Origin of the sequence: Pseudomonas sp. AP42, assembly GCF_001728935.1 — a bacterium.
GTDB classification, from domain to species: Bacteria; Pseudomonadota; Gammaproteobacteria; order Pseudomonadales; family Pseudomonadaceae; genus Aquipseudomonas; species Aquipseudomonas lactis.
In genome coordinates, this window is the sequence record NZ_LYSO01000055.1 from 17,798 (window position 1) to 37,003 (window position 19,206).

Annotated in this window: 13 protein-coding genes; all 13 read left to right on the forward strand. The window is 60.7% G+C overall.

Features of this window, described 5'->3' with window-relative positions:
* Positions 1-315 precede the first annotated feature (315 nt).
* The 13 genes from dksA (at position 316) to A7K61_RS18770 (ending at position 19,016) form a co-directional block, all read left to right on the forward strand.
* Positions 316-759 (forward strand): RNA polymerase-binding protein DksA, encoded by a 444-nt coding sequence (gene dksA / locus A7K61_RS18715; RefSeq protein WP_032895288.1) that lies wholly within the window; start codon positions 316-318, stop codon positions 757-759.
* Positions 760-842: 83 nt separating this feature from the next.
* A complete protein-coding gene (gene gluQRS / locus A7K61_RS18720) occupies positions 843-1,730 on the forward strand; it encodes a tRNA glutamyl-Q(34) synthetase GluQRS (protein WP_069558117.1) in 888 nt (295 codons plus the stop codon).
* Positions 1,731-1,792: 62 nt separating this feature from the next.
* A complete protein-coding gene (locus tag A7K61_RS32620; protein WP_003176118.1) occupies positions 1,793-1,969 on the forward strand; it encodes a hypothetical protein in 177 nt (58 codons plus the stop codon).
* On the forward strand, positions 1,953-4,907 hold the full coding sequence (locus A7K61_RS18725; RefSeq protein ID WP_003194154.1) for a sensor histidine kinase: 2,955 nt from the start codon (positions 1,953-1,955) through the stop codon (positions 4,905-4,907). Before A7K61_RS32620 ends, A7K61_RS18725 begins: the two co-directional genes overlap by 17 nt.
* A gap of 22 nt (positions 4,908-4,929) precedes the next feature.
* A complete protein-coding gene (locus A7K61_RS18730; RefSeq protein WP_044268571.1) occupies positions 4,930-6,366 on the forward strand; it encodes a sigma-54 dependent transcriptional regulator in 1,437 nt (478 codons plus the stop codon).
* 697 nt (positions 6,367-7,063) lie between these two features.
* Positions 7,064-8,467: a polynucleotide adenylyltransferase PcnB gene (locus A7K61_RS18735; RefSeq protein WP_069558118.1), complete on the forward strand. Its 1,404-nt coding sequence runs from the start codon at positions 7,064-7,066 to the stop codon at positions 8,465-8,467.
* 2 nt (positions 8,468-8,469) lie between these two features.
* The gene (gene folK, locus A7K61_RS18740; RefSeq protein ID WP_047711791.1) at positions 8,470-8,955 is read left to right on the forward strand and encodes a 2-amino-4-hydroxy-6-hydroxymethyldihydropteridine diphosphokinase; all 486 of its coding nucleotides are present in this window, start codon (positions 8,470-8,472) and stop codon (positions 8,953-8,955) included.
* Positions 8,956-9,316: 361 nt separating this feature from the next.
* On the forward strand, positions 9,317-10,117 hold the full coding sequence (gene panB, locus A7K61_RS18745; protein ID WP_069558119.1) for a 3-methyl-2-oxobutanoate hydroxymethyltransferase: 801 nt from the start codon (positions 9,317-9,319) through the stop codon (positions 10,115-10,117).
* On the forward strand, positions 10,114-10,965 hold the full coding sequence (panC, locus tag A7K61_RS18750; RefSeq protein ID WP_044268581.1) for a pantoate--beta-alanine ligase: 852 nt from the start codon (positions 10,114-10,116) through the stop codon (positions 10,963-10,965). The genes panB and panC overlap by 4 nt, the downstream gene beginning before the upstream one ends.
* Positions 10,966-11,189: 224 nt before the next feature.
* Positions 11,190-12,854 carry a glucose-6-phosphate isomerase gene (gene pgi / locus A7K61_RS18755; RefSeq protein WP_003194166.1) on the forward strand — a complete coding sequence of 555 codons (1,665 nt, stop codon included), beginning with the start codon at positions 11,190-11,192 and terminating at the stop codon, positions 12,852-12,854.
* A 105-nt stretch (positions 12,855-12,959) separates the two neighbouring features.
* Positions 12,960-14,897 (forward strand): acetate--CoA ligase, encoded by a 1,938-nt coding sequence (gene acs, locus A7K61_RS18760; RefSeq protein ID WP_069558120.1) that lies wholly within the window; start codon positions 12,960-12,962, stop codon positions 14,895-14,897.
* A 92-nt stretch (positions 14,898-14,989) separates the two neighbouring features.
* The gene (locus A7K61_RS18765; protein ID WP_044268589.1) at positions 14,990-16,006 is read left to right on the forward strand and encodes a class I SAM-dependent rRNA methyltransferase; all 1,017 of its coding nucleotides are present in this window, start codon (positions 14,990-14,992) and stop codon (positions 16,004-16,006) included.
* Positions 16,007-16,094: 88 nt separating this feature from the next.
* Positions 16,095-19,016 carry a DUF748 domain-containing protein gene (locus A7K61_RS18770; protein WP_069558121.1) on the forward strand — a complete coding sequence of 974 codons (2,922 nt, stop codon included), beginning with the start codon at positions 16,095-16,097 and terminating at the stop codon, positions 19,014-19,016.
* The last annotated feature ends 190 nt before the right edge of the window (positions 19,017-19,206 follow it).

Sequence of the window (19,206 nt, forward strand, 5' to 3'; positions counted from 1 at the left end):
TTCCTTAGACGGTGAGGACAAAATCTGGATTCTACCGAACCCTCACGGTAAAACATGCTCTATTGCCTGATTGGGGCTGCAAGTGCACCCTGCGCGCGCTCGTAAAACAGCTAAAATCAACATTCGAGGCGATACATACCCAGTCATGGCGGGCTGCTGCGGTTTGCATCCCCTTTGCCCTGGACCTCGACAACCGGGAGTAGCGCACCCTGAATCTATCTGGTAAGTTCGCCCGCTTGCAGCCGCAGGGCCGGCAGGTGTCGGTGACGTTGCAATCCTGCGCAATGGATTAGAAGAGTGAGAGGCGGTCTATTCATGTCCACCCAAGCAAAGCAACAGCATACTCAAGGCCTCGGCGGCTTCGAACCCTATGTCGAAAAAAAGGGCGAGGAGTACATGGGCGAGCCCATGCGCGACCACTTCACCAAGATCCTCAACAAGTGGAAACAGGACTTGATGCAGGAAGTCGACCGTACGGTTGACCATATGAAGGATGAAGCGGCCAACTTCCCTGACCCGGCCGATCGTGCCAGCCAGGAAGAAGAGTTCGCCCTCGAACTGCGCGCCCGCGACCGCGAGCGCAAGTTGATCAAGAAGATCGACAAGACCCTGCAACTGATCAAAGACGAAGAATACGGCTGGTGCGAATCCTGCGGCGTCGAAATCGGTATTCGCCGACTGGAAGCCCGCCCAACCGCGGACCTGTGCGTAGACTGCAAGACCTTGGCTGAAATCAAGGAAAAACAGGTCGGCAAGTAACCCTGCCGATCTGAACGAATGGAGCGTGCGAACGCTCCATTTTTGTTTCTGGCGTTTACCGGTTATGCAGTAGTATCCGGGCCATGACAGCCTCTACTTATATCGGGCGCTTCGCCCCCACGCCCAGCGGCCATTTGCACTTTGGCTCCCTGGTTGCCGCCCTGGCCTCCTACCTCGATGCACGCGCCCACCAGGGCCGTTGGTTGATGCGCATGGAAGACCTCGACCCTCCCCGTGAAGAGCCCGGCGCCCAGGCGGCGATTCTGCATGCGCTGGAAAGCTACGGCTTTGAATGGGATGGCGAACTGGTTCGCCAGAGCGAGCGGCATGATGCCTACGCCAAAGTGCTGAACGATATGTTCAACCACGGCCTGGCCTACGCCTGCACCTGCTCGCGCAAGCAGTTGGAGCCCTACAACGGGATTTACCCAGGCTTGTGCCGCAATGCCGGCCACAACCAGCAAGACGCCGCCATCCGCCTGCGCGTGCCCGAGCTGGAATACCACTTTACCGACCGTGTGCAGGGCGAGTTCCGGCAGCATCTGGGCCGCGATGCCGGCGACTTCATCATCCGTCGCCGCGACGGCCTCTACGCCTACCAACTGGCGGTGGTGCTCGACGACGCCTGGCAAGGGGTCACCGATATCGTGCGCGGCGCCGACCTGCTCGATTCCACGCCGCGCCAGCTTTATTTGCAAGAGCTGCTCGGCCTGCGCCAACCCCGTTACCTGCATGTTCCGCTGATCGTGCAGCCGGACGGCAACAAACTGGGCAAGTCCTACCGCTCTCCACCGTTGACAGCCGACCAGGCCACGCCTTTGCTGCTCAGAGCACTGCGCGCCCTTGGCCAACAGCCCGACGCGCAACTGCTGTACGCCAGCCCCCGAGAACTGCTGGATTGGGGCATTGCGCACTGGGACGCCACCCGCATCCCGCGCACACTGACCCTGGCCGAAGCGCAATTGAGTTGAAGGCGCTTGCAGGTTGCCAGCCATCCGTTAACATCGCGGCAGATTTTTAATCAGAGGCCAACATGTACATCTATCGTTTGGTCCTGCTGCTGGTCGTCGGGATCTACCTGTTCTCCCCCGCCATCATGGATTGGTGGATCGACGCCACGGGCGCCTGGTATCGCCCTTATCTGCTATGGCTGATCCTGATCGTCGTGACCTTCATCCTGCAGAGCCAAAAAGATGCCGATGAGCTTTAGTCTCACCCAGATGCTGCTGATCAGCGCCGCCTACCTGGCTGCGTTATTCGGCGTGGCCTGGATCAGTGAGCGCGGAATGATTCCGCGGGCGATCATTCGCCATCCGTTGACCTACACCCTATCCTTGGGCGTGTACGCCAGTGCCTGGGCGTTCTACGGCACGGTGGGGTTGGCCTATCAGTACGGCTACGGCTTTCTCTCCAGTTATCTTGGGGTGTCGGGCGCGTTCCTGCTGGCACCGGTGCTGCTATACCCGATCCTGAAAATCACCCGGACGTACCAGCTGTCTTCCCTGGCCGACCTGTTTGCCTTTCGCTTTCGCAGCACCTGGGCCGGCGCGCTGACCACCATCTTCATGCTGATCGGCGTGCTGCCCCTGCTGGCCCTGCAGATCCAGGCGGTGGCCGACTCCATCAGCATCCTGACCCGCGAGCCCGTGCAGCATCGGGTTGCCCTGGCGTTCTGCGCGCTGATCACCTTGTTCACCATCTTCTTTGGTTCTCGCCATATCGCCACCCGTGAGAAACACCAGGGCCTGGTGTTTGCGATTGCCTTTGAGTCGGTCATCAAGCTGATCGCCATCGGCGGCGTTGGCCTTTATGCGCTCTACGGCGTATTCGACGGGCCGCAACAGCTGGAGCTGTGGCTGCTGCAAAACCAGACCGCCCTCGCCGCCTTGCATACCCCCTTGCAGGAAGGCCCATGGCGTACGCTGCTGCTGGTGTTCTTCGCCTCGGCGATCGTGATGCCGCACATGTACCACATGACCTTCACCGAGAACCTCAACCCGCGCTCGCTGGTCAGCGCCAGCTGGGGCTTGCCGCTGTTCCTGTTGCTGATGAGCCTGGCAGTGCCGCTGATCCTGTGGGCCGGCCTGAAACTGGGGGCCACCACCAACCCCGAGTATTTCACCCTGGGCATCGGTATTGCTGCCAACAGCCCGGCCCTGGCGCTGCTGGCGTATGTCGGGGGGTTGTCGGCAGCCAGCGGGTTGATCATCGTCACCACCCTGGCACTCTCGGGCATGGCGCTCAACCACTTGGTACTGCCGCTGTACCAGCCGCCGGCGGAGGGCAATATCTACCGTTGGTTGAAATGGACCCGGCGTGCGCTGATCGTCGCGATCATCATGGCCGGCTACGCGTTTTATCTGCTGCTGGGCGCCGGGCAAGACCTGGCCAACCTGGGCATTGTCGCGTTTGTCGCCACCTTGCAGTTCCTGCCGGGCGTGTTGTCGGTGCTGTACTGGCCGACCGCCAATCGACGTGGCTTTATTGCTGGGCTGCTGGCCGGGATCCTGGTGTGGACCGTGACCATGCTGCTACCGCTGGTCGGCAACCTGCAGGGCTTCTATATCCCGTTGCTGAACATGATCTACGTGCTGGACGACACCAGTTGGCACATGGCCGCCATCGCCTCGCTGGCCGCCAACGTACTGATGTTTACCCTGATCTCGCTGTTCACCAACGCCAGCGCCGAAGAAACCAGCGCCGCCGAAGCCTGCGCGGTGGACAACGTGCGCCGCCCGCAACGCCGCGAACTGCATGCAGCCTCGCCCCAGGAGTTCGCCACGCAACTGGCCAAGCCCCTGGGCGCCAAGGCCGCACAAAAGGAAGTCGAACAGGCGCTGCGCGACCTCTATCTGCCGTTTGACGAGCGCCGGCCCTATGCCCTGCGCCGCCTGCGTGACCGTATCGAGGCCAACCTGTCCGGGTTGATGGGGCCGAGCGTGTCCCAGGACATGGTGGAAACCTTCCTGCCCTATAAGGCCGGTGGCGAAAACTACGTTACCGAAGACATCCACTTCATCGAAAGCCGGCTGGAGGATTACCACTCACGCCTCACAGGCCTGGCCGCCGAACTCGACGCCCTGCGCCGTTACCACCGCCAGACCCTGCAGGAGCTGCCGATGGGCGTGTGTTCCCTGGCCAAAGACCAGGAAATCCTGATGTGGAACAAGGCCATGGAAGAACTCACCGGCATCGCCGCCCAACGGGTGGTGGGTTCACGCCTCAACACCCTGGGCGATCCATGGAAAGAGCTGCTGCAAGGCTTCATCAACCTGCCGGACGAGCACTTGCACAAGCAACACTTGGCCCTCGACGGCCAGACCCGCTGGCTCAACTTGCACAAAGCCGCCATCGATGAACCCTTGGCACCGGGTAACAGCGGCCTGGTGCTGCTGGTGGAAGACCTGACCGATACACAAATGCTCGAAGACAAGCTGGTGCACTCCGAACGCCTGGCCAGTATCGGGCGCCTGGCGGCCGGCGTGGCCCATGAAATCGGCAACCCGATCACCGGTATCGCCTGCCTGGCGCAAAACCTGCGCGAAGAGCGCGAAGAAGATGGGGAAATCACCGAAATCAGCGGGCAGATCCTCGAACAGACCAAGCGGGTTTCACGCATCGTCCAGTCGCTGATGAGCTTTGCCCACTCCGGCGCCCATCAAAATCAGGACGAAGCGGTGTGCCTGGCAGAAGTGGCGCAGGATGCCATTGGGCTGTTGGCCTTGAACCGGCGCAATTTCGAAGTACAGTTCTTTAACCTGTGCGATCCGGACCATTGGGTCGATGGCGACTCACAACGCCTGGCCCAGGTGCTGATCAACCTGCTGTCCAACGCCCGCGACGCGTCGCCGGCTGGCAGTGCTGTACGCGTCAAGAGCGAGGCTTTCGAGCACACGGTCGACCTGATCGTGGAAGACGAAGGCAGCGGCATTCCACAGAACATCATGGACCGATTGTTCGAACCCTTCTTCACCACCAAGGACCCCGGTGAAGGTACCGGTCTGGGCCTTGCACTGGTCTATTCCATCGTTGAAGAGCATTATGGACAAATCACCATCGACAGCCCGGCTGACACACAAAGCCAACGCGGCACCCGTATCCGGGTGACCTTGCCGCGTCATGTCGAAGCGACGTCCGCTGTGAACTGAGACCGTCGAGAGAATTGAATCAATGCCGCACATTTTGATCGTCGAAGACGAAACCATTATCCGCTCTGCCTTGCGACGCCTGCTTGAACGTAATCAGTACCAGGTCAGCGAAGCCGGCTCGGTGCAGGAAGCCCAAGAGCGATTCAGCATTCCCACGTTCGACCTGATTGTCAGCGACCTGCGCCTGCCCGGCGCCCCGGGCACCGAGCTGATCAAGCTGGGCCAGGGCACCCCGGTGCTGATCATGACCAGCTACGCCAGCCTGCGTTCGGCGGTGGACTCGATGAAGATGGGCGCGGTGGACTACATCGCCAAGCCTTTCGATCACGATGAGATGCTCCAGGCCGTGGCCCGCATCCTGCGTGACCGCGTGTCGGCCAGCAGCGCGCCTGCCGAGCAACGCCCCACCGGCAAGGCCAGCGCCGGCGAAAAACCGGGTGTCGACAACAGCAACGGCGAGATCGGCATCATCGGCTCCTGCCCACCGATGCAGGACTTGTACAGCAAGATCCGCAAAGTGGCGCCGACCGACTCCAATGTATTGATCCAGGGCGAATCGGGCACCGGTAAAGAACTGGTGGCCCGCGCCCTGCACAACCTGTCCAAGCGTGCCAAAGCACCGATGATCTCGGTGAACTGCGCGGCGATCCCCGAATCCCTGATCGAGTCCGAGCTGTTCGGCCACGAGAAAGGCGCGTTCACCGGCGCCAGCGCCGGGCGTGCGGGCCTGGTGGAAGCCGCGGACGGCGGCACTTTATTCCTCGATGAAATTGGCGAGCTGCCCCTGGAAGCCCAGGCGCGGTTGCTGCGCGTGCTGCAGGAAGGCGAAATTCGCCGCGTCGGTTCGGTGCAATCGCAGAAGGTCGATGTTCGATTGATCGCAGCGACACACCGAGACCTCAAGAGCCTGGCCAAGATCGGTCAGTTCCGTGAGGACTTGTATTACCGCCTGCATGTCATCGCGCTCAAACTGCCGGCCCTGCGCGAGCGTGGCGCCGACGTAAACGAAATCGCCAACGCGTTCCTGTTGCGTCAAGGCGCGCGCATTGAGCGCACCGACCTGAAGTTTGCCGCGGACGCCGAGCAGGCGATCCGTCACTACTCGTGGCCAGGGAACGTGCGTGAGCTGGAGAACGCCGTCGAGCGCGCCGTGATCCTGTCCGAGAGCCCGGAGATTTCCGCCGAGTTGCTGGGCATCGACATCGAACTCAGTGACCTGGATGACGACGACTTCATCGGCCTGGCCCCGCAGCAGGGCGGAGCCAGCAATACCAGCCATGAACCGACGGAAGATTTGTCACTGGAAGACTACTTCCAGCACTTCGTGCTCGAGCATCAGGACCACATGACCGAGACCGAGCTGGCACGCAAGCTGGGCGTGAGTCGCAAATGCCTGTGGGAACGGCGCCAGCGCCTGGGCATTCCACGGCGCAAGACCGGGGTGGCCAGCGAAAGCTGAGGGCGCAGCCCCACAGGTAACACCTGTTGATGTGAAAAAACTGTTACCGCTGACTTTTCACGTAACAAAAGCCGGGGCTTACGGTAACGAAGCCCCGGCTTTTTTTTGGCCCTCAAACCGGCGAAACCAGCCCAACCCCCCGGTTTTGCTGGTCGGCGCAAAAGTTGGCACGCACCCTGCTATATGCTTAGTACAAAAACAATAACAAGCTTTGTACAAGACAATAAAAATAAGACGAATCGACTCACGCATAACAAAAACAACACGGCGGAGGCGCAGCTAACTGATTCTTTTGGAGAGGCGTTGCATTTGGGGCTTGCCCCGCAACCAGGCCGAGAACAACAAAAACTGCCCTAAGGCAGAGCCTGAACTGGTTGGATCGTAGATCAGCAACACAGCGACCAAAGCAATCCGTTTGCTCTTGACTCCCGATTGGGAGTGTCATGAAGGTAAAGCTTCATGGCGAGGGCGATCAACAAAAACAAGAAGCCCGACATCAATAATAAAAATAGAGCACGCAACTACTTCTGGGGGAGCTTCGGCTCCCCTTGTAGTTTCCGGGATTTGACCTTCAAACGCTTATGGCGCAATGCCTTTAGCTTGTTCCTACACCATCCCCCGACTAAATGCTAGAATCCCCGCCCATCATGCGGTCATTCTTCGTTATGGCCGAACATTCCTTCAAACAGTGCATCCCATGCTGAAGAAGTTGTTCCAGTCATTCCGTTCTCCCTTGCGTCGAACGCAACACAAACGCAGCACGCCTGAAGTGCTCAATAGCAGCCAGCATTCGCTGCAGCGCGCTCAATTCAGCCGTTATGCAGTGAACATCGTCGAACGTTTGCAGAACGCCGGCTACCAGGCCTACCTGGTGGGTGGCTGCGTACGCGACATGTTGCTCAACATCACGCCCAAGGATTTCGACGTCGCCACCAGCGCCACGCCTGAACAAGTGCGCGCCGAGTTTCGTAATGCACGAATCATCGGCCGGCGCTTCAAGCTGGTGCATATCCACTTTGGTCGCGAAATCATTGAGGTCGCGACCTTCCGCGCCGGTCACCCGCAAAACGATGAAGAGGAAGACACCAACCAGTCTTCCCGCAACGAGAGCGGGCGCATCCTGCGCGATAACGTCTATGGCACTTTGGAAGAGGACGCGCAACGCCGCGACTTCACCATCAACGCCTTGTATTACGACCCGGTCAGCGAGCGCATCCTCGATTACGCCAACGGCGTACACGACATTCGCAACAACCTGATCCGCCTGATCGGCGACCCAACGCAGCGCTACCAGGAAGATCCGGTGCGCATGCTGCGCGCCGTGCGATTCGCCGCCAAGCTCAACTTTGGCATCGAAAAGCACACCGCCGCGCCGATTCGCGAACTGGCGCCGATGCTGCGGGAAATCCCCTCGGCACGCCTGTTTGAAGAAGTGCTCAAGCTGTTCATGTCGGGCTACGCCGCCGACACCTTTGAAATGCTGGTGGACCTGCAGTTGTTCGACCCATTGTTCCCGGCCAGCGCCGAGGCCTTGGAGTACAACCCAACGTACACCCACACTTTGATCAGCGAAGCCTTGATCAACACCGACCTGCGCATCAAGCAGAACAAACCGGTGACCCCGGCGTTCTTGTTTGCCGCCTTGTTGTGGCCGGCCCTGCCAAAACGCGTACTGCGCTTGCAGGACCGTGGCATGCCGCCGATCCCGGCCATGCAGGAAGCGGCTCACGAGTTGATCGCCGAACAGTGCCAACGCATCGCTATCCCCAAACGTTTCACCATGCCGATCCGCGAAATCTGGGACATGCAGGAGCGCCTGCCACGCCGCAGCGGCAAGCGCGCCGATCTGTTGCTGGACAACCCGCGCTTCCGTGCCGGCTACGACTTCCTGCTGCTGCGTGAAAGCGCGGGCGAGCAGACCGATGGCCTGGGTGAATGGTGGACCGACTATCAGGACGCCAATGACAGCCAGCGCCGCGAAATGATTCGTGAACTGGGCAGCAAAGGCGATAGCGCCGGCGAAGGCCCGAAAAAGCGTCGCCGCAGCGGCACCAAGCGTAAACGCAGCAGTGCCGATGCCTCGGGCGCTGCGGGCGAATAAACGTGGAACGTATCTACATCGGCATGGGCAGCAACCTGGCTGCCCCGCACCAACAATTGCGCAGCGCGATCGAGGCGCTGGCGCAACTGCCTGGCACCCAGCTCGCCGGTGTGTCCGCCTTCTATCAAAGCGATTCATTGCTGCCAGGCCAACCGCGTTACACCAACGCCGTTGCGGCGTTGGACAGTCACTTGGCGCCAATGGACCTGCTCAATGCGCTGCAAGCCATCGAGAACGATCAGGGCCGCGAACGCCTGGAACGCTGGGGCCCACGCACCTTGGACCTGGATATCCTGCTGTTCGGTGATCGCCTGATCGACGAGCCGCGCCTGAAGGTGCCGCACTACCAGATGCATCTGCGCGCGTTTGTGCTGTATCCGTTGGCTGAGCTAGCGCCAGCCGACCTGCAGCTGCCTGACGGCCAGCGTTTGAGCGACCTGCTCACCGCTTGCCCGTTCGTCGGCCTGGAACGCCTCCCGCAAGAATGACTCGGTCAATGTGGGAGCTGGCTTGCCTGCGATGCAAGCGACTCGGTGTATCAGCCACACCGAGTGGATGCCATCGCAGGCAAGCCAGCTCCCACCTTTGATCTTCTCTGCCGTAATACCGCGCACGTTGCGCAATCGCTTCAGTAACAGCGGTAACACCGCCATCGTAACAATGCGGTAACACATCCAATTGACTTCCCGTGTCCTCCTCACGACTATAGGCGTCCCGCTGCCGCCAACCCGGCGCGACAGGGCGCAATCCAGGCCTTATAAGCACTGCTTTCAAGACAGTGCGCCTGTATAAACGAAGACTCACGCGCGTTACTCGCTGTTTCCAAGCGCCTGAACGAGGACCCTTTTCATGCCAGACATTACCCTGACCACCTTGCAGAGCCTCAAGCTCAAAGGTGAAAAAATCACCATGCTGACCTGCTATGACGCCACTTTCGCCCACGCCAGCTGCCAGGCTGGCGTCGAAGTGCTGCTGGTGGGCGACTCCCTGGGCATGGTTCTTCAAGGGAATGACAGCACGCTGCCCGTAACCACCGATGAACTGGCCTACCACACCGCCAGCGTCAAGCGTGGCAACGATGGCGCCTTTATCATCGCCGACCTGCCGTTCATGGGTTACGCCACCCTTGAGCAAACCTTCCTGAACGCCGGCAAGCTGATGCAGGCCGGCGCACACATGATCAAAGTCGAAGGTGCCGTGTGGCTGGCCGAGTCGATCCGGCTGCTGGCCGAGCGCGGCGTGCCAGTGTGCGCACACATGGGCCTGACGCCGCAGTCGGTCAATATCCTCGGTGGCTACAAGGTCCAGGGCCGCAACGAAGCCCAGGCCCGCCAGATGCGCGCCGATGCCATCGCCCTGGAACAAGCCGGTGCGGCGATGATTCTGCTGGAGTGCGTGCCGAGCGAACTGGCTGCCGAAATCACCCAGGCCGTCAAAGTGCCCGTAATCGGGATTGGCGCAGGTGCAGCCACCGACGGCCAGGTGCTGGTCCTGCACGATATGCTCGGCCTGTCGATCACCGGCCACGTGCCTAAGTTCGTGAAGAACTTCATGGCCGGCCAGGACAGCATCCACGCCGCCCTGAGCGCCTACGTCAGCGAAGTCAAAAACGTGACGTTCCCAGCTATTGAACACGGGTTCTCGGCATGAACACCGTTAAAACCGTCCGCGAACTGCGGGCCGCCGTAACCCACGCCCGCAACGCCGGCAAACGCATCGGCTTTGTGCCCACCATGGGCAACCTGCACAGCGGCCACGCCACCCTGGTGACCAAGGCCGCGCAGCAAGCGGATTTTGTGGTGGCGAGCATTTTCGTCAACCCGCTGCAATTCGGCGCTGGCGAAGACCTGGACAAATACCCGCGCACATTGGCCGCCGACCAGGAAAAACTCCTGCAGGCCGGTTGCAACCTGCTGTTTGCGCCCACGGTGGAGGAAATGTACCCCGATGGCATGAACGGCCAGACCCGTGTCAGCGTGCCACAACTGTCTGAAGGCTTGTGCGGTGCCAGCCGCCCAGGGCACTTCGAAGGCGTGGCCACGGTGGTCAGCAAGCTGTTCAACATGGTCCAACCGGACATGGCCGTATTTGGCCAGAAGGACTACCAGCAGTTGGCGGTGATCCGCGCCATGGTCCGCGACCTGAACATGCCGATCCAGATCATCGGCGAGCCCACCGTGCGCGCCGAGGACGGCCTCGCGCTTTCATCACGCAACGGTTACCTCAGCGAGGAGCAACGGGCGGTCGCGCCAGTGCTGTACCGCGCGCTCAGCCAGATCGCCACGGCCATCAAAGGCGGCGATCATGATTTCGCCAGGCTTCGCGCCGAGCACATCCAGCAGATTGAAGCCGCAGGGCTGCGCATGGACTACCTGGAAGTGCGCCAAGGCGTGCATCTGCGCCCGGCCACGGCTGAAGATCGTGATGTGGTGATCCTGGTCGCCGCTTACCTGGGGGCTACACGTCTGATCGATAACCTGCACCTGAACCTCGCCTGACCCCGCTTTACCCTCAACCTGTTGCCCCGACGGCTGTGCCGGTATAAAAAAGTACCGGCCACAGCGCAGACAAAGCCAAGACATATCCACACGCTAGGTTTAATGTAACTGCCCTGCGCTATGGTTAGCGCTGTCTGGAACCCAGTCCTTGCGATAAGACTGGATGTTCCGGGCTTTGAAGTGTCCTAAAGGCAGTCCCCGTAATAAAAAGGAAACCCGCAGCGATGGCGTACTACCGCACCCCTCATGACGTTACCGCGCTGCCCGCCTGGCAAGCGCTTGTTCAACATCGCCAAGCCATGCAGGATTTCAGCATGCGCGAGGCGTTCAATGCCGATCCTCAGCGTTTTTCCCAGTTCACCTTGAGCAGCTGCGGACTTTTCCTCGATTACTCGAAAAACCTGATCACCAGCGAAACCCGCGACCTGCTGGTGGGCCTGGCCAAGGAAGTCAATCTCAAGGCGGCGATCGACGCGCAGTACGCTGGCGAACCGGTCAACTCCTCGGAGGGCCGCCCTGCCCTGCACACCGCCCTGCGCCGCCCGGTGGGCGACAAGCTGTCGGTCAACGGCGTGAACATCATGCCGGACGTGCACAAAGTGCTGAACCAGATCACTGACCTGGTCGGCCGTATCCACGACGGCCTGTGGCGTGGCTACACCGAGAAGCCGATCACCGACGTGGTGAACATTGGCATCGGTGGCTCGTTCCTCGGCCCGGAGCTGGTCTCCGAGGCCTTGCTGTCCTACGCCCACAAAGGCGTGCGTTGCCACTACCTGGCGAACATCGACGGCAGTGAGTTCCACGAACTGACCATGAAGCTGCGCGCCGAGACCACGCTGTTTATCGTCTCGTCCAAATCCTTCAACACCCTGGAAACCCTGAAAAACGCCCAGGCCGCCCGCGCCTGGTACCTGGCCCAGGGGGGTTCGGAAGCCGAGCTGTATCGCCACTTCATCGCCGTCTCGAGCAACAATGCCGCGGCCGTGGCGTTCGGTATCCGCGAAGAGAACATTTTCCCAATGTGGGACTGGGTCGGTGGGCGCTACTCGCTGTGGTCGGCCATCGGCTTGCCAATTGCTTTGGCCATCGGCATGTCCAACTTCAAGGAACTGCTGTCGGGTGCCTACACCATGGACCAGCACTTCCTGAACGCACCGTTCGAAGCCAACATGCCCGTGCTGCTGGGCTTGCTGGGCGTGTGGTACGGCAACTTCTGGGGTGCGCAGAGCCATGCGATCCTGCCGTACGACCACTACTTGCGTAACATCACCAAGCATTTGCAGCAGCTGGACATGGAATCCAACGGCAAGAGTGTGCGCCAGGACGGCACGCCCGTGTCCACCGATACCGGCCCGGTGATCTGGGGCGGCGTGGGCTGCAACGGCCAGCACGCTTACCATCAGTTGCTGCACCAAGGGACTCAGCTGATCCCGGCCGACTTCATCGTACCGATCGTCAGCTTCAACCCGGTGTCCGACCACCATCAGTGGCTGTACGCCAACTGCCTGTCCCAGAGCCAGGCGCTGATGCTCGGCAAGACCCGCAGCGAGGCCGAAGCCGAGCTGCGTGAGAAGGGCCTGCCGGAAGCCGAAGTACAGAAGCTGGCACCGCACAAGGTGATCCCGGGCAACCGTCCGAGCAACACCCTGGTGGTCGAGCGTATCAGCCCGCGTCGCCTGGGCGCATTGGTGGCGATGTATGAACACAAGGTGTTCGTGCAGAGCGTGGTGTGGGGCATCAATGCCTTCGACCAATGGGGCGTTGAACTGGGCAAAGAGCTGGGCAAAGGCGTGTACAACCGCCTGACCGGCGCCGAAGAAACCTTGGCCGAAGATGCTTCGACCCAGGGCCTGATCAACTACTTCCGTGGTCGTCACCGCGGCTGAAGCCGTGCATTCAAGGCCAACGTCGGTTTGGACGTTGGCCTTGAACCCTCCCGCCTCAGGGTGCATCTTTATGACTTGTCGCAAAAACAAGAATAAGGAGCGCTCATGTTCGATATCAGCACCTTTCCCACCGCCGATGCCGTCCGCCGGGCTGCGCAACTCAGTCAAGAGGACTACCAGCGCCTCTATCGCCAATCTATCGAGCAGCCAGACACCTTCTGGGCCGAACAGGCCAAGGGCTTTCTCGACTGGATAAAACCCTGGCACAGCGTCCAGCAGTCAGACATCCACACCGGTGCCGCCCAATGGTTTACCGGTGGTCAGTTGAATGTCAGCTACAACTGCATCGACCGCCACCTGGCGCAGCGCGCCGATCAGCCGGCCTTCATCTGGGAAGGCGATGATCCGTCAAAATCCTGCACGATTACTTACCGTCAACTGCACCAAAACGTCAGCCGCCTGGCCAACGTCTTGAAAAGCCGTGGCGTGAGCAAAGGTGATCGCGTGTGCATCTACATGCCGATGATTCCCGAAGCAGCCTACGCCATGCTGGCCTGCACGCGAATCGGCGCGGTGCACTCGGTGGTGTTTGGGGGTTTCTCCCCGGACGCCCTGCGTGACCGCATTCTCGACGCCGATTGCCGCACCGTGATCACCGCCGACGAGGGCGTACGCGGTGGCAAGCCCGTGGCACTGAAGCAGAACGTCGACAAAGCCCTGGCCAGTTGCCCGAACGTCAGCACGGTACTGGTGGTGGAGCGCACCGGAGCGAGCGTGACTTGGCACGAAGGCCGCGACCTCAAGTACCAAGCCGCCCTGGACGCCGCCAGCGACAACTGCCCACCCGAGCCGATGGACGCCGAAGACCCACTGTTCATCCTCTATACCTCCGGCAGCACCGGCAAACCCAAAGGCGTGCTGCACACCACCGCTGGCTACCTGCTGCAAGCGGCGATGACCTTCAAGTACGTGCTCGACTACCAAGAGGGCGAAGTGTTCTGGTGCACCGCCGACGTGGGCTGGGTCACCGGCCACAGTTATATCGTGTATGGCCCGCTGGCCAATGGCGCCACCTCGCTGATGTTCGAAGGCGTGCCGAGTTATCCGGACAGTTCGCGCTTCTGGCAGGTCATCGATAAACACCAGGTGAATATCTTCTACACCGCGCCCACCGCCCTGCGCGCCCTGATGCGTGAAGGCCACGGCCCGTTGCAGAGCACGTCCCGCGCCAGCCTGCGCCTGCTGGGCAGCGTCGGTGAGCCGATCAACCCGGAAGCCTGGGACTGGTATTTCAACGCCGTCGGCGAACAGCGCTGCCCGATTGTCGATACCTGGTGGCAGACCGAAACCGGCGGCATCATGCTCAGCCCGCTGGTCAGCGCCCAGCGCATCAAACCGGGCTGCGCGACACAGCCCATGTTCGGCGTACAACCGGTGTTGCTCGATGAACAGGGCAAGGAAATCAGTGGCGCCGGCAGTGGCGTCCTGGCGATCAAGGCCAGCTGGCCGGGGCAGATTCGCAGCGTCTACGGCGACCCGCAGCGCATGATCGACACCTACTTCAAGCCCTACCCCGGCTACTACTTCACCGGGGATGGCGCACGGCGCGATGAAGACGGCGACTACTGGATCACCGGGCGCATCGACGATGTGATCAACGTCTCGGGCCATCGCATCGGCACCGCCGAGGTGGAAAGTGCCCTGGTGCTGCATGACCAGGTCGCCGAAGCCGCTGTGGTGGGCTATCCCCACGACGTCAAAGGCCAGGGCATTTACGCGTTTGTCACCCCCATGAATGGCGTCGAACCCAGCGACGAATTGAAAAAGCACCTGCTGGAGTTGGTCAGCAAGGAGATTGGCAGCTTCGCCAAACCGGAACTGATCCAATGGGCGCCAGCCCTGCCGAAAACCCGCTCCGGCAAGATCATGCGGCGTATCTTGCGCAAGATCGCCTGCAACGAACTGGACAGCCTGGGCGACACCTCGACCCTGGCCGACCCCAGCGTGGTGGACGGTTTGATCGACAAACGCCTCAACCGGTAGCGCCAGGATAATCCCCGGCCTGTGCAGGCCGGGGTTAGCTGTTAAACTTCGCGCCCCCTTTTTCTTATTCATCTGCAAGCAAGGCGCGCTCCATGACTCCCTTGAATCAGGCGCTGCGCGCCGCCCTCGATCACCGCCAAGACCTGATCAACACGCTGCACAGCCAGGGTACGGACTGCTATCGGCTGTTCCACGGCAGCCAGGAAGGCGCCGGCGGCTTGACCATCGACCGCTATGGTCCGCAATTGCTGGTACAAAGCTTCCACCAGTCGCTGGAAACGGCAGACCTGCTGGACCTGCACCAACTGATCAACCAGTACATGGGCCTGGAATTGTTGCTGGTGTACAACGACCGTGCCCGCGGCAACTCACGCATCGACCGCGAAGACACGGTGTACCGCGCAGAGCCTGGCGCATTGGAAGATCTGGTCGGCCACGAGTGGGGCCTCAATTACCGTGTGCGTGGGCGCCACGCCGGGCAAGACCCACTGCTGTTCCTCGACCTGCGCAACACCCGTGGCTGGGTCAAGGACCACAGCGCCGGCAAAAGCGTGCTGAACCTGTTCGCCTATACCTGCGGCGTCGGTTTGAGCGCGGCTGCGGGCGGTGCACGCGAGGTGTGCAACCTGGATTTTGCCGAGGGCAACCTGGCGGTGGGGCGTGAAAACGGCCAACTCAACCCGCAGTTGCCGAGCATGGAATTCATACAGTCCGACTACTTCCCGGCGATTCGCCAACTGGCAGGCCTGCCCATCACCCAGCGTCGCGGGCAGAAGCTGCCGAGCTATCCGCGCCTGGAACAGCGCCAGTACGACCTGGTACTGCTCGATCCTCCCGCCTGGGCCAAGAGCGCTTTCGGCACCGTCGATTTGTTGCGCGACTATCAAAGCCTGCTCAAACCCGCACTGCTGGCCACCGCCAACAATGGCGTGCTGATTTGCTGCAACAACTTGGCAAAGGTCAGCATGGAGGACTGGCGTGAGCAGGTGCTGCGCTGCGCGGAAAAAGCCGGGCGCCCGGTGCGCGAGTGGCAAGTGATGACACCTGGGGCCGACTTTCCTTCCAGGGACCAACAGCCTCCGCTGAAGACCCTGATCCTGCATTTGTAGGAAGTTTCCCAGCGCCCACGGTTCTTCGGAACCGAATTCCCGTGCCATACTCCAAGGCACTCTTGTTCGACATAGATGGCGTTCACCCATGCCCAAAGGATTGATCCGCGCCGTAGGCGCCTTGTTGACCGCCCTTGCTTTGTACAGCTTGCTGGGCTTTCTGATATTACCCGGCATCGCCCTTCGCATTGCCAACCAACAGTTGGCCAACTACGCCACAGTGCCGGCGCGAATCGAGCGTATCGAGCTCAACCCCTTCAGCCTGGAACTGACGCTGTGGGGCCTGAAGATTGGTGAGCCGGGCAAAGAGCAAGTGGGTTTCGAACGCCTCTACGCTAACCTGCAGATCGACAGCCTCTGGACCCGCGCCCTGCACCTGGCCGATGTGCAACTGGACAAGCCCAAGACCGAACTGCTGTTCGACAAGTCCGGCCAACTGAACCTGGCGCAGCTGTTCAAACTGCCACCGAGCGAGCCAACCCCGGCCGATCCTGATGCCAAGCCGTTCCCACTGCGTATCGACAGCATCAAGCTGGCCGGTGGTAACGTGCATTTCCAGGACCTGCGCCCCAGCGAACCCATCGAATTCCTCTACGACGAACTCGACTTCGAGCTGAAAAACCTCAGCACCTTGCCCGACGACAATGCCGACATGACCCTGGTCGCCGCTGGCCCCGAAGGGGGTCAGATCGACTGGAAAGGCAACTTCAGCCTGGTACCGATCACCTCCGAAGGCACCTTGAAGGTTACCGACGGCAAGATGAAAGCGTGGTGGCCGTATGTGCGTGACGCCCTGCCACTGGTGCTGGAAGACGGGGTGCTCAACTTCAGCACTGACTACAAATTCAGCCTGGCCAAAGAGACCGAGCTGAACCTGACCAACACCGCCGCCAGTATCGCCCCCTTCGCTATCAAGGCCCCCGATGGCCGGCCACTGGCGCGCCTGGAACGCCTGGACGTCAGCGAAACCACGGTAGACCTGGCCAAGCAGCAGGTCATTGTCGGCAAGATCCGCAGCAACAAGCTGGAAACCTGGGCCGCCCGTGAGGCCGATGGTCAACTGGATTGGCAGAAACTGTTCGCCAGCCAACCGAGCAAACCGGCCAAGGCACCGGAGCCAGCCGCTGCCGACGCGCCTTCGGCGCAACCGGCGGCACCGAGCAAGCCGTGGCAAGTGCTGCTCAAGGATGTGCAACTGCGTAACTATCAGGTGCACCTGGCAGACCGCCAGGTAAAACCTGCGGTCGCGCTGGAACTGGGCCCGTTGAATGTCGACGTACAGAACTTCGACAGCCTCAACCAGAGCCCCTTTGCCTTGAAGATCGACACCGGCCTGGGCAAACAAGGCAAGATCCAGGCAACCGGCGAGGTTAACCTCAACCCCGTCAGCGCCAAGCTGAAAGTGAACACCCAGGACATCGACCTGCGGGTCGCCCAGGCTTATATCAGCCCGTTTATTCGCCTGGAATTGCGCAGCGGCATGCTGGGCAGCAACCTGGACGTGAACCTCAAAAGCACCGAGCCACTGGCCCTTCAGGTCACCGGCCGCGCTCAGGTTGACCAGTTGCATACCCTGGACACCCTCAAGACCCGCGACTTCCTAAAATGGCAACGCCTGGTGCTCGAAGGCGTGAATTACCAGCACGGCCAAAGCCTGTCGATCGACAAGGTCAACTTGTTGCAGCCGTATGCGCGCTTCATGATCAACGAAGATCGCACCACCAACATCGACGACCTGCTGATCCCGCAGCCCGCCGACAGCAGCAGCAAGTCGGCCGCCAAACCTGCCGCCAGTAACGACAAGCCCTTGGGCATTCATATCGGCCAGATCGCGATCAACGACGGTTCGGCCAACTTTGCCGACTTTAGCCTCACGCCCAACTTTGCCACCGCGATTCAACAGCTCAACGGCCAGATTGGCACCATCGACAGCCGCGAGGCCAAACCGGCCAGCGTCGACATCAAGGGCAAGGTGGACCGTTACGCGCCAGTGACGATCAAAGGCAGCGTGAACCCGTTTGACCCGATGGCCGCGTTGGACATCGCCACCAGCTTCAAGCGTGTCGAGTTGACCAACCTGACACCTTACTCGGGCAAGTTCGCAGGCTTCCGCATCCGCAAGGGCCGCCTGAATCTCGATCTGCACTACGTGATCACCAAAGGCCAGTTGAAGGCTGAAAACAAAGTGGTGGTCGAGCAACTGCAATTGGGTGAAAAAGTCGACAGCTCCGATGCCGTCGACTTACCGATTCGCCTGGCTGTCGCCCTGCTCAAGGACTCCGACGGCAAGATCTCCATCGAACTGCCGGTAAGCGGCGACCTGAACAACCCGCAATTCAGCGTGATGCCGATTGTGTGGCAGACCCTGCGTAACCTCGTGGTGCGCGCGGCAACAGCGCCCTTCAAGTTCATTGGCGGGCTGGTCACCGGCGGCGGCTCTGAAGACTTGGGCAATGTGTCGTTCGCCGCAGGCTCCAGTGAGCTGAACAAAGACGCCGAAGGCGCTCTGAACACCCTGGCCAAGGCGCTGAAAGAACGCCCTGCCCTGCGCCTGGAAATTGAAGGCACGGCCGCTGCCAGCAGCGACGGGCCGTTCCTGGCCGCACAGCGACTGGAACGCGAATACCAATACAACTATTACAAGATCCTCCAGCGCCGTGGCGACAAAGTCCCGGCCCAGGCCTCGTTGCTTGAAGTGCCAGAGAAGGAAAAAGCACCCTTGCTGGAAGGCATCTACCGCACCCGTCTCAAACAGCAACCACCGGCCGAATGGAAAGACCTGGGCAGCGACGAGCGCTCGGCGAAGCTCAAGGACGGGGTGATCAAGTTCTGGAGTGGCAGTGACGTGCTACTGCGCCAGTTGGGGCAGGACCGAGCCAGCACCATCAAGGATTACCTGGTAGACAAGGGCCAGTTGGAAGATGACCGCGTGTACTTCATCGATGCGCAGTTGGGGCAGGCCGAGAAAGACGGCCGAGTGATCACTCCTATGCACCTGGATGCTGAGTAACTTCTAAGCACCCCCAACCTAACGTGGAAGCTGGCTTGCCTGCGATAGCATCACCTCGGTGCAACTGAATGACCGAGGTGCCCGCATCGCAGCATAAGTATCTACACAATTTTGTAGGTTGTAGCAGCCGACGGTAACCACGATGCGAAGCGAGTCGCTCTTGCTCTTGCTTTTGATCTCAGGCGCCCCG

Bases quoted from the DNA above. Each gene is read 5' to 3' on its own strand.
- dksA (WP_032895288.1), top strand. From the start codon at position 316: ATGTCCACCCAAGCAAAGCAACAGCATACTCAAGGCCTCGGCGGCTTC.
- gluQRS (WP_069558117.1), top strand. From the start codon at position 843: ATGACAGCCTCTACTTATATCGGGCGCTTCGCCCCCACGCCCAGCGGC.
- A7K61_RS32620 (WP_003176118.1), top strand. From the start codon at position 1,793: ATGTACATCTATCGTTTGGTCCTGCTGCTGGTCGTCGGGATCTACCTG.
- A7K61_RS18725 (WP_003194154.1), top strand. From the start codon at position 1,953: ATGCCGATGAGCTTTAGTCTCACCCAGATGCTGCTGATCAGCGCCGCC.
- A7K61_RS18730 (WP_044268571.1), top strand. From the start codon at position 4,930: ATGCCGCACATTTTGATCGTCGAAGACGAAACCATTATCCGCTCTGCC.
- A7K61_RS18735 (WP_069558118.1), top strand. From the start codon at position 7,064: ATGCTGAAGAAGTTGTTCCAGTCATTCCGTTCTCCCTTGCGTCGAACG.
- panB (WP_069558119.1), top strand. From the start codon at position 9,317: ATGCCAGACATTACCCTGACCACCTTGCAGAGCCTCAAGCTCAAAGGT.
- panC (WP_044268581.1), top strand. From the start codon at position 10,114: ATGAACACCGTTAAAACCGTCCGCGAACTGCGGGCCGCCGTAACCCAC.
- pgi (WP_003194166.1), top strand. From the start codon at position 11,190: ATGGCGTACTACCGCACCCCTCATGACGTTACCGCGCTGCCCGCCTGG.
- acs (WP_069558120.1), top strand. From the start codon at position 12,960: ATGTTCGATATCAGCACCTTTCCCACCGCCGATGCCGTCCGCCGGGCT.
- A7K61_RS18765 (WP_044268589.1), top strand. From the start codon at position 14,990: ATGACTCCCTTGAATCAGGCGCTGCGCGCCGCCCTCGATCACCGCCAA.
- A7K61_RS18770 (WP_069558121.1), top strand. From the start codon at position 16,095: ATGCCCAAAGGATTGATCCGCGCCGTAGGCGCCTTGTTGACCGCCCTT.